A 10,371-nucleotide genomic window follows, 5' to 3' on the forward strand; every position below is an offset into this window, starting at 1 on the left:
GTGATCGCGCCATGGGCGGTCTCCGACTCGACGGAGCCGGCGGCCGCAACCGGCGTCTGAACTGCGGATTCGGAATGAGTCATGAGTGCAGGAGAAGTCATAGCACGGGGATCAGCCTGTGAAACCAAGGCCTTGGCGTCCCTTTACCTCCCCGATCCCAGCATTGGCGTGCGCCGCGAACAGCGCACCTTGGACAAAGGTGGTAGCTCCCGCCGCGCGCCCCTGCAACCACGCAAAGATGACGAGGTTGCAATGAACAGGGCGCGGGGCGTCTCGACGCGCCTTCACCCGGCCTCTGCGCGGCGCTATGCGTCGGTCATGAGCGAACCCGTGATCCGTCCCGCCCGCCCCGATGACGCCGCCGCCCTGGCCGTGCTGGGACGCCAGACCTTCATCGACACCTTCGTCACCGGCTTCGGCATTCCCTATCCGACCGCCGACCTGACCATGTTCCTGGACGCCAGCTTCAACGCAGAGGCCATCACCAAGAAGCTGACCGAGCCCGGCGCCGCCTGGTGGGTGGCCGAGCGCGACGGCGAACTTCTGGCCTTCGCCAACGCCGGGCCGAACACCCTGCCCCACCCCGACGGCCGCGCCAGCCACGCCGAGCTGCGCCGCCTCTATGTCGGCAAGCAGGCGCAAGGCCTGGGCCTGGGCACGAAGCTGCTGAAGATCTCGCTGGACTGGATGGAAGCCCACACTGACGGCCCTCTGTGGATCGGCGTCTGGAGCGGCAACGAAAAGGCCCAGAAACTGTACGCCGCCTACGGCTTCGAGAAGGCGGGCGAGTATCAATATCCTGTCGGCGCCTGGATGGATGACGAGTTCATCTTGCGGCGCGGCTAGGCCGGGGCCAGTCTGAACCCATGCTGCTGCCCTTCTTCACCGCCCTGCGCGAGGCCAAGGTGCCTGTGTCGCTCAAGGAATGGCTCCATCTGATGGAGGCCATGGACAAGGGCGTGGGAGGCCGCGACGTCGAGGCCTTCTACCACCTGTCGCGCGCCGTCCTGGTCAAGGACGAGAAGCACTACGACCGCTTTGATCAGGTGTTCGGCAAGGTGTTCAAGGGGCTGGAGGGCGTCGCCCCGGGCGAAGAAATCACCGCTGACATCCCCGAGGACTGGCTGCGGCTGCTGACCGAAAAATACCTGACCGACGAGGAAAAGGCCCAGATCGAGGCCCTCGGCGGTTTCGAGCAGTTGATGGAGACGCTGAAGCAGCGCCTCGAAGAACAGAAGGAGCGCCACCAGGGCGGCAACCGCTGGATCGGCACGGGCGGAACCAGCCCCTTCGGCCACGGCGGCTATAACCCCGAGGGCGTCCGCATCGGCGGTCCCGGCCGTCACGGCCGCGCGGTCAAGGTCTGGGAAAAGCGCGAATACAGGAATCTGGACGACACCGTCGAACTGGGCACGCGCAACATCAAGGTCGCCCTGCGCCGCCTGCGCCGCTTCGCCCGCGAAGGCGCGGCCGAGGAACTGGATATCGACGGCACCATCGACGGCACGGCGCGTCAGGGCTGGCTGGACATCCAGATGCGGCCCGAGCGGCGCAATACGATCAAGGTGCTGCTGTTCCTCGACGTCGGCGGCTCGATGGACGGCCATATCCAGCTATGTGAAGAGCTGTTCTCGGCCGCGCGGACCGAGTTCAAGAACCTGGAGTTCTTCTACTTCCACAACTGCCTCTACGAAGGGGTGTGGAAGGACAACCGACGCCGCCACAGCGAGCGCATCCCAACCTGGGATCTGATCCACAAATACCCCGGCGACTGGCGCGCCATCTTCGTCGGCGACGCGACCATGTCGCCCTATGAAGTGACCATGCCCGGCGGCTCGGTCGAGCACTGGAACGAGGAGGCCGGCGCCGTCTGGCTGAAACGCGCCCGCGAACAGTGGGGCAAGTCGGTCTGGCTGAACCCCGTGCCTGAGCGCCACTGGAGCTACACCCCCTCGGTCAGCCTGATCGGCGAAGTGATGGAGCATCGCATGTTCCCCCTGACGCTGGAGGGACTGGAGCGGGCGATGCGGACCCTGGCGCGGTAACAGCCCTGCATCCAAAAGGTCTTCTTCCGGCCTCTGAGTGAAGAGGGAGGAACCGAAGATGTCCAGCCAGACCATAAGCGGCGGCCTGTGGGTCGCCGCCTTCATCTCCATGACAGCGTGGGTGACCGCCGCTCACGCCGAAATGCCGGATGTCCACAGGGAGGCCGCCGCCGACATCGACGCCTTCGTACGGCGAGCGATGACCCACGTCGAGGCGGTTCCCGGCTTGGCCCTGACCGTGGTCGACGGCGATGAAATCCTGATCACGGCCGGATACGGCGTCGCCGACGTGCGCACAGGGGCGAAAGTGGATGCGGATACCGGCTTCTACATCGCTTCGGCAACAAAGGCCTTCACGGCTCTGAGCTTCGCGGCGATGGCGACGCGGGGCGAGACTGATCTGAACGACCCTGTCGGAGCATGGGCGTCCCGGTCGGGTCTGTCGCCGGAGATGGCGCAGGCGACCAGCCTGACCGATCTGCTGAGCCACCGCGCGGGACTGGACAACGAGGCGATCACCTTTCGTGCGGCCTATTCCGGCGAACATTCGCCACAGGTCATTCAGGGCCTGCTGGCCCGGACCCAAGTCAACGCCGAGACTCCGCACGGCGTGTTTCGCTACACCAACCTCGGCTACAATCTGGCGACGATCCTGCTGGAAACGCAGACCGGCCGGGACTAGCGCGACATGGTCAAGGAGGAGGTGTTGGCGCCCGCCGGGATGAGCCGCACCACCGCGCGGATATCACAGGCTCAGCAAGGGGGCGTCGTGGCGGAGGGACATTTCGGCGACGGCCCTACGCCTGTAGTCAGCCCCTTGCAGAAGGTCGACGCCACCATGCAATCGGCAGGAGGCCTGATCTCGACCGCCCATGACATGGCGCGCTGGCTGGAGGTGCAGCTCAACGACGGCGTCATCGACGGGCGACGCGTCTTTCCCGAGGGACTGATCCTCTCAACCCACACGTCGCGCGTGGCTCAGGATCGACGGTTCGGCGTCTATCGCCGCGGCGGCTATGGCCTAGGCTGGCAAACGGGACGGTACGGCCGGGATGTGCTGATCCACCACTTCGGCAATTTCGCCGGATCGCGGGCGCATGTCTCCTTCATGCCCGAACGCCGGATCGGAGTGGCGGTGATGATCAATGAAGACCAGGTTGCGGGCGAGTTGGCCGATATCACCGCCAATTACGTTTATGATCGGTTGGCTGGACGTGCTGACCTGGAAACCGCCTATGAGGCGGAACTGATCGCCCTCGTCCAGCGGCGCGACCAGAGGCGCGCCGCCCTCATCCGCGCCAGAGCTGAGCGTGCAGCAAGACCTTGGCGGCTGTCGCAGCCCAACAGCGCCTATGTCGGGATTTATGAAAACCCCGCCTATGGGACGATGGAGGTGATCGAGACGCCCAGCGGACTGGATATCAAAATGGGGGTGATGCGGGCGTCGGCAGAGGCCTTCACAGAGGCAGAGAGCCTGCGGGTGGAGCTGGTTCCTTTCCAAGGCCGGGTGATCGTCTTCAACGGGCCCGACGCCCTGACCTTCGAGGGCGAGCGCTTCATCCGTCGCCCCTAAAGAAGTCCGGCCGCCGCCGAATCCTGGCGACGGCCGAGATCGGATCTCGATCAGCCCTTATCGCCCTTCAGCGCGTCCTTGACGCCGCCAACGGCGTTCTGGACCTTGCCCGCCACCTGATCGGCGCGGCCTTCGGCCTTCAGCTTTTCATCGCCGGTCAGCTTGCCGGCGGCTTCCTTGAGCTTGCCGCCGATGTTCTTGGCGGCGCCTTCGATGCGGTCGTGGTCGGGCATGGGGAGCTCCCTGTCTTGCGAGCCGCCGGGACTGGCGGCCCGTCAGGGAAAACAACCCTTTTTCTCTACCGAGGTTCCGAAGCCGTGGCCGAGGCGTGTCGGTCACGCAGCCAGCGCGCAACGGCCCAGCTGTGCGCCTCGTGACGCAGGCTGAACAGGGCGCGCAGCGGCTCCAGCCAGACCAGCTCATGGTCCGCTTCCTGCTTGGTCGAGGGATCGGCGCCGGTCACATTGACGAGCCAGACGCCGCCGACATTGTTGACCGGCGTGCCGTCCGACTTGAGGAAATACTGCGCCGCCTCGGTCAGGCGGTCGACCGGTTGGACGATCAGGCCGGTCTCCTCGGCGAACTCGCGCACCAGGGCCTGCTGTTCCGTCTCCTCGCCGTCCAGGGCGCCGCCGGGCAGGTCGAAATAGGCGTGTCGGTCGCCGCGATCCACGCGCACGCAGGCCAGGCGGCCTTCACGCTCGGCGATGCCGAAGACGGCGGGACGGTGGATGTAATCGAGACCGGGGCGGGCCGTGCCGAACTGAAGCTTCATCGTAGGAGACTAACCCTGCCGCGACGCGGGGCGAAACCCCCAAAGCGTCGTCAGAGATCAAACGCCAGACGGGCGCGCACGCCGTGATGCGCCGGGTCCACCTCGATCGCCGAGCGCAGCCCGCCCGCCATGGCCGAGATGATCTTGGAGCCGAGGCCCGTGCCCTTGGGCAGGCCGTCGCCCAGGCCGGGACCGTCATCCTCGACCGTCAGCTGGGCGCGCCGCCCATCCTCCAGACGCCTCAGGATCACGCGGATTTCGCCCGCCGCGCCCGGCTCATAGGCGTATTTGACGGCGTTGGTGACCAGTTCCGTCACGATGACCCCAAGGGAGACGGCCTGGTCGGTCGTCACCTGCAGCGCCTCGGCGCGCAGCGCCAGCCGCGGGCCGCCGTCGTCGGGACCGATGGACTTGCCCAACTCCTCGACCAGGCCGGCCAGGTATTCATCCATCTGCACCCGCTCGACATCGGCCGAGGTGTAAAGGCGGCGGTGAACATGGGCCACGGCCTCTATCCGCACCTGGGCCTCGCGCAGGGCGTCGCGCGCGCCCTCATCGGCCAGTTGGCGCAGTTGCAGGGAGATGAAGCTGGACACCAGTTGCAGCGAGTTGCCGACGCGATGGTTCACCTCGCGCAGCAGGGCCTCGGCGCGGTCGCGCGCCTGACGCACTTCCTCATGCGCCTCTTCGTTCTCGCGCTCCAAGCGGCGGCGCAACAGGGCGTCCTCGACGGCTGAGCGCAGCAGGGCGGTGAAGTCCTCGGACACGTCCTTGATGACGTAGTCGGCAGCCCCGGCACGCAGGGCGGCGACGGCGATCCGACCGTCCTGGGCGCCCGTCACATAGACCACCGGCGGCGGCGTCGGCAGGGCCAGGATGTCGGGCAAGACGTCCAGACCCTCACGGCCCGGCATATAGTGGTCCAAGGCGCAGACATCGAACTGGCCCGCCTTCAGCACCTCATAGCCGCTGTCCGCATCAGGCGCACAGGTGACCTCATAGCCGTGGCGGCCGAGCTCCTTCTGGACCAGGCGTGACAAGCCCCGGTCGTCGTCGATGTACAAGAGACGTATGGCGGCCCCCGATTCCGTCACGGCGTCAGATCTCAGGCGCCTGCATGACCGACAGGAACAGGCCCAGCTGGCGGATGGCGCCGGCAAAGGCCTCATAATCCACCGGCTTGGTGATGTAGACGTTGCAGCCCAGGTCGTAGCAGCGCTGGATCTCGACCTTGTCGTCGGTGGTGGTCAGCACGACCACGGGCGCGCGGCGCAGATTGTCGTCGGACTTGACCCGATCAAGGATGTCCGTGCCGGACATATCCGGCAGGTTCAGGTCCAGAAGGATCAGCAGGGGGCCGGTGCGCCCCACCTCGTCGCTGAACAGATAGTCGAGCGCCGCCTCGCCGTGATCGAAATGAACGATGTCGTTGGCGATGTTCGCGCGTCGGATGTTCTTCTCAATGAGCTTGGCGTGCCCATGATCGTCCTCAACCATGACGATCTTCACCGAGTGGCTCACAGGCGATCTCCTTGATAGTCACCCAGCATAGTCAGACGTTTCGGAAATTTCAGATGAAAAGTCGACCCCTGGCCCAGTTCTGACTCGACGTCGATAGAACCGCCGAGGCGCCGCACGATGTTGCGCACGAAGGCCAGGCCCAGGCCTTCGCCCGGCGTATCCTGCTTGCCCGCCCGGCGGAACAGCTCGAAAATCCGCTCATGATCCTTGGGCGAGACGCCCCGGCCGTTGTCGCTGATGCGGTACTCGACCCAGCCGCCGGGCGTCTCCTGGCCCTGCACCTCGACACGAATGGGGCGGTCGGGCTGCTGATACTTCACCGCATTGTCGATCAGATTGCCGAAGATCTGCTCGATCGCCAGACGATCGCTCTCCAGCACCGGCAGGCGACCGATCACCACCTCGCCGCCCGTCTCCACGACCTGATGGTGGAGCGTATCGGCGATGGTCTGGACCATACCGCTCATGTCCAGCGCCTCCGGAGCCAGGGCCCGACGCCCTTCGCGCGACAGGCGCAGGATGGCGTTGATGAGCCGGTCCATCTTGGCCGTCGAGGTGCGGATGAAGCCCACGGCCTCGGGCGCGTCCTCGCGCACAGCGCGCACAGCCTCGGGATCCACCAAGCCGGGGTGGGCCGCCTCGACCGCCGTCAGCTGCTCGTCCAGCTGTTTGGCGACCTGCTCCAGTTCGGAGGTGTAACCCATGACGTTGACCAGCGGCGCGCGCAGGTCGTGGCTGACGATATAGGCGAAGCGCTGAATCTCTTCATTGGCGCGGGTTAGCTCGGCGGTGCGATCGCGCACCTCGTTCTCCAGCCCGGCGTTGACCCGGTCCAGTTCGAAATGCGCGGCCTCGATCTCGGCCACATAGCGTCGCACCAGCCAGACGCTGATCCCCGCCAGCCCCAGGATCAGCACCCCGGCCAGGGCGTTGACCGCCACGGTCACGGCCTGGGCCCATTCCGACTGTTGCGTGCGTTCGGCCAGGCGTCGCGCCTCGATGGCGTCGATGGCGGCCAGTTCGACCCGCATGGCGTCCATCAGAGCCTTGCCCTGGCCGCCGCGAATACGCGAGACGGCCTCGCCGATACGGCCCGTGCGCGTCAGATTGATGGTTTCATCCATCAGCGCCAGACGATCGCGGGTCATCTGCTTGACCTTCACCACGCGCGCCGCCGAGTCCGCGTCGTTGGCGACCAGGCTCTCCAAACGCTCGATCACCGCCGGCAGCTTGGCCACCGCATTGTCATGCACGCCCAGATATTCGGCTCGCGCCGTCAGCATGAAGCCGCGCTGCCCTGTCTCGGCGTCGGTCAGCAGCATCAGCGTGTCCTTGGCCGCCAGGCGCACCTGCTGGCTGTGGTCCACGGTGTCGTTGTAGTTGGATGTCCGCTGGATCATCACCAGCGTCGCCGTATTGACGGCCAGCAGCAGCAGCAGCGCCAGGGCCAGAAGGGCGATGATCGAGCGACTGAGGGTCGGGGTGCGCAGGAAGATTCCGAAGGTGCGCAGGGCCGGCCGAATGCGTTTCATGGCCCGAACCTTATTCGCCGACCGCGCGGTGTCCAGCCTTTACCACGCCGCGACCTAGACTGAGCCGACCGTCCTGAGGCGAGCCTTGGGATGAATCTCATTTTGGCTCATCACCACCGTCTGACCGCGGAAGCGTTCGATGATGGATCGGACGTAGGGGCGCACCTGCGGCCCAGTCAGCAGGACGGGGTTCTCGCCCGTCATGGCGGCGCGTTCGAACACGTCGCGGACGGCGCGGATGAAGTCCTGAAGCTTGCTGGGCGCCATGGCCAGTTGCTTGTCCTCCCCAGGACCGATCAGGCTCTCGGCGAAGGCCTGTTCCCACTCGGGCGACAGGGTGACGATGGGCAGGGCGCCGTCGTCGGCCTTGTGCTGCCAGCACAGCTGGCGGGCCAGGCGGCCGCGGACGTGCTCGACCAGGGTGGCGACGCTGGTGGTGTGCGGCGCAGCCTCGGCCAGGCCTTCCAGGATGGCGGGCAGGTCGCGGATCGACACCTTCTCGCGCAGCAGGGCCTGCAAGACGCGCTGCAGCGTGGTGACGGTGACGACCGAGGGGATCAGCTCCTCGACCAGCTTCTGCTCCTCGCCCTTCAGCTCTTTCAGCAGCTTCTGCACCTCGGCGTAGGAGAGCAGTTCGGCCATGTTCTCCTTGAGGATTTCGGTCAGGTGCGTCGTCAGCACGGTCGAGGGGTCGACGATGGTGTAGCCGCGGAAGGTCGCCTCTTCGCGCAGGGACTCGTCGATCCAGGTGGCGGGCAGGCCGAAGGCGGGCTCGCGCGTATGCTCGCCGGGCAGTTCGACCTGACGGCCCGCCGGGTCCATCGCCATCAGCGAGCCGAGGCGCACCTCGCCCGAACCGGCGTCCATTTCCTTGATGCGGATGGCGTAGCCCTGATTGGACAGGCGCATGTTGTCGAGGATGCGCACGCTGGGCATGACGAAGCCGTACTCCTGGGCCAACGAACGGCGCAGGGCGCGGATCTGGTCCGTCAGGCGCCGCCCCTCCAGGTCGTTGATCAGGGCCAGCAGGGCGTAGCCCAGTTCGATCTTCACCTCATCGATGGTCAGGGCGGTGGAGATCGGCTCCTCGACGTCCTCCTTCGGTTTCAGGTTCACCGGCTCGGCGGGCGGCGGCTTCAGCCGGTCGCGGCCCAGCTTCCACGCCATGAAGCCCGTCCCCAGCGCCAGGGCGGCGAAGGGCAGCAGCGGCATGCCGGGGATCAGGCCGATCAGACCCGCCGTGCCCGACACCACGCCCAGCGACACAGGGTTGCTGGCCAACTGGCTGACAAAGGCCTTGTCGGCCGAACCCTCGACCCCGGCCTTGGTCACCAGGAAGCCCGCCGCCACCGAGACGATGATGGCCGGGATCTGCGTCACCAGGCCGTCGCCGACGGTCAGCTGGACATAGGTGTTGGCCGCCTCCATGGCGGGCATCCCATGCTGCGCCACGCCGATCAGCAGGCCGCCGATGGCGTTGATGAAGGTGATGATCAGGCCCGCCACGGCGTCGCCGCGCACGAATTTCGAGGCGCCGTCCATGGCCCCGAAGAAGGTCGATTCCTGCTCCAGCTCCTTGCGGCGCAGCTTGGCCTGGTCCTCGTTGATCAGGCCCGCCGACAGATCGGCGTCGATGGCCATTTGCTTGCCCGGCATGGAGTCCAGGGTGAAGCGAGCCGAGACCTCGGCGATACGGGTCGCGCCCTTGGTGATGACCACGAAGTTCACCACCAGCAGGATGGCGAAGATGATCACCCCGATGATGAAGTTGCCCCCCATCATCAACTCGCCGAAGGCCTGGATGATCTTGCCGGCGCTGTCGTGGCCTTCCTGGCCGTTGCTCAGGATAAGCCGCGTCGAGGCTAGGTTCAGACCCAGCCGGAACAGGGTCGAGACCAGCAGCACCGTGGGGAAGATGGCGAAGTCCAGCGGGCGCTTCATCATCACGGCGGTCATCAGGATCAGCACGCTGGACACCAGCGAGATCGCCAGCAGCAGATCCAGAAGCATCTTCGGGATCGGCAGGATCAGCAGCATGATGACGGCGATGACGCCGACCGCCATGCCGACCTCGCCGCGCATCAGCCAGCCGAGCGCGTCACGCCCCGTGGGGCGCGCCAGGCCGTCCTTCATCAGGATGGGCGCGTCAGCCATGACGACGTGCGAAGGTCATGTCGCCTGATGACAGGATTCGGCGGCCCTCAGCCATGCCCCAGCGCCTTGAGCGCCTGCCGGGTCGCCTCGGCGACTACCGCTTCGCGCTGAGCGTCGGTCGAATCCTTCGTGGCGTGGAAATAGACCGCGATGGCGATGGGCGCCGCATTCGGCGGCAGGATCAGGCCGATGTCGTTGACCGGACCATAGCCGCCGGTGCCCGTCTTGTGCGCCACGGTCCAGCCGATGGGGACGCCCGCCTTGATCCGCCCCTGCCCCGTCGGCGTATCGACCAGCCAGCGCATCAACAAGGCCTTGGACGCCGGGCTCAACTGCGTGTCGGCGGCGACCAGAAGCCGCTGGATGTTCCGCGCGGACTGGTCCGGGGTGATGGTGTCCTTGTCGCCGTCCTGGCGGTTCATCTCGGGTTCGAGACGATCGACGCGCGTGCTGTCGTCGCCGATACCGCGATAGAAGGCGCGCAAGGCGTCCAGCCCGCCCATCTCGCGGATCAGGATGTTGGCGGCCGGGTTGTCGCTGACCTCGACCGTGCCCTTCATCAACTGCTCGATGGTCAGGGTCGAACCGACCGCCGGTTCCGTCAGAGGGGCGTGGCTGATCATGTCGGCCTGCGTCACCGGGATCGCCCGATCCAGCCGCTCCTGCCCCGCCTGGACGCGCAGGAGGGTCGCGGCGGCCAGATACATCTTGAAGGTCGAGCAATAGACGAAACGTTTGTCGCCGCGCCAGGCGACGCGCTGCCCCTCGGTC

General features: G+C 66.3%; 9 protein-coding genes and 1 pseudogene. 3 read left to right on the plus strand and 7 right to left on the minus strand.

All coding sequences use genetic code 11. The features are described from left to right. The first annotated feature begins 318 nt into the window (after positions 1 to 318). The 3 genes and pseudogenes from RT567_RS09010 (at position 319) to RT567_RS09020 (ending at position 3,618) form a co-directional block, all read left to right on the plus strand. Positions 319 to 846, plus strand: coding sequence for a GNAT family N-acetyltransferase (locus tag RT567_RS09010; protein ID WP_313575913.1), 528 nt, complete (start codon positions 319 to 321; stop codon positions 844 to 846). A gap of 20 nt (positions 847 to 866) precedes the next feature. Further along, positions 867 to 2,045, plus strand: a complete 1,179-nt coding sequence (locus RT567_RS09015; protein WP_313575915.1) for a VWA domain-containing protein — start codon at positions 867 to 869, stop codon at positions 2,043 to 2,045. Between the two features lie 199 nt (positions 2,046 to 2,244). After that, positions 2,245 to 3,618: pseudogene (locus RT567_RS09020) on the plus strand (serine hydrolase domain-containing protein). 50 nt (positions 3,619 to 3,668) lie between these two features. Here the strand turns inward: RT567_RS09020 and RT567_RS09025 are convergent. The 7 genes from RT567_RS09025 to bla form a co-directional block, all read right to left on the minus strand. Beyond that, positions 3,669 to 3,851 carry a CsbD family protein gene (locus RT567_RS09025; RefSeq protein WP_087141890.1) on the minus strand — a complete coding sequence of 61 codons (183 nt, stop codon included), beginning with the start codon at positions 3,849 to 3,851 and terminating at the stop codon, positions 3,669 to 3,671. Positions 3,852 to 3,916: 65 nt separating this feature from the next. Next, positions 3,917 to 4,393 carry an NUDIX domain-containing protein gene (locus tag RT567_RS09030; protein ID WP_313575917.1) on the minus strand — a complete coding sequence of 159 codons (477 nt, stop codon included), beginning with the start codon at positions 4,391 to 4,393 and terminating at the stop codon, positions 3,917 to 3,919. Positions 4,394 to 4,443: 50 nt separating this feature from the next. Beyond that, entirely contained in the window at positions 4,444 to 5,487 is a 1,044-nt protein-coding gene (locus RT567_RS09035) for a histidine kinase dimerization/phosphoacceptor domain -containing protein (RefSeq protein ID WP_313575919.1), read from the minus strand. Positions 5,488 to 5,491: 4 nt separating this feature from the next. After that, positions 5,492 to 5,890, minus strand: coding sequence for a response regulator (locus RT567_RS09040; protein WP_040344682.1), 399 nt, complete (start codon positions 5,888 to 5,890; stop codon positions 5,492 to 5,494). 20 nt (positions 5,891 to 5,910) lie between these two features. Next, positions 5,911 to 7,446, minus strand: coding sequence for a CHASE3 domain-containing protein (locus tag RT567_RS09045; protein ID WP_313575921.1), 1,536 nt, complete (start codon positions 7,444 to 7,446; stop codon positions 5,911 to 5,913). Positions 7,447 to 7,500: 54 nt separating this feature from the next. Then, entirely contained in the window at positions 7,501 to 9,600 is a 2,100-nt protein-coding gene (gene flhA / locus RT567_RS09050; RefSeq protein ID WP_313575923.1) for a flagellar biosynthesis protein FlhA, read from the minus strand. Positions 9,601 to 9,647: 47 nt separating this feature from the next. Further along, positions 9,648 to 10,371, minus strand: a 724-nt coding sequence (gene bla / locus RT567_RS09055) for a class A beta-lactamase (RefSeq protein WP_313575925.1), incomplete at its 5' end; no start/stop codon positions are given.

The organism is Brevundimonas sp. (assembly GCF_032107865.1).
Classification (GTDB): Bacteria; Pseudomonadota; Alphaproteobacteria; order Caulobacterales; family Caulobacteraceae; genus Brevundimonas.

What these genes read in the sequence shown, in the direction of transcription:
- RT567_RS09025 (WP_087141890.1), bottom strand. Translation starts at nt 3,851, where the DNA reads ATGCCCGACCACGACCGCATCGAAGGCGCCGCCAAGAACATCGGCGGC.
- RT567_RS09045 (WP_313575921.1), bottom strand. Translation starts at nt 7,446, where the DNA reads ATGAAACGCATTCGGCCGGCCCTGCGCACCTTCGGAATCTTCCTGCGC.
- RT567_RS09010 (WP_313575913.1), top strand. Translation starts at nt 319, where the DNA reads ATGAGCGAACCCGTGATCCGTCCCGCCCGCCCCGATGACGCCGCCGCC.
- RT567_RS09040 (WP_040344682.1), bottom strand. Translation starts at nt 5,890, where the DNA reads ATGGTTGAGGACGATCATGGGCACGCCAAGCTCATTGAGAAGAACATC.
- RT567_RS09015 (WP_313575915.1), top strand. Translation starts at nt 867, where the DNA reads ATGCTGCTGCCCTTCTTCACCGCCCTGCGCGAGGCCAAGGTGCCTGTG.
- flhA (WP_313575923.1), bottom strand. Translation starts at nt 9,600, where the DNA reads ATGGCTGACGCGCCCATCCTGATGAAGGACGGCCTGGCGCGCCCCACG.
- RT567_RS09030 (WP_313575917.1), bottom strand. Translation starts at nt 4,393, where the DNA reads ATGAAGCTTCAGTTCGGCACGGCCCGCCCCGGTCTCGATTACATCCAC.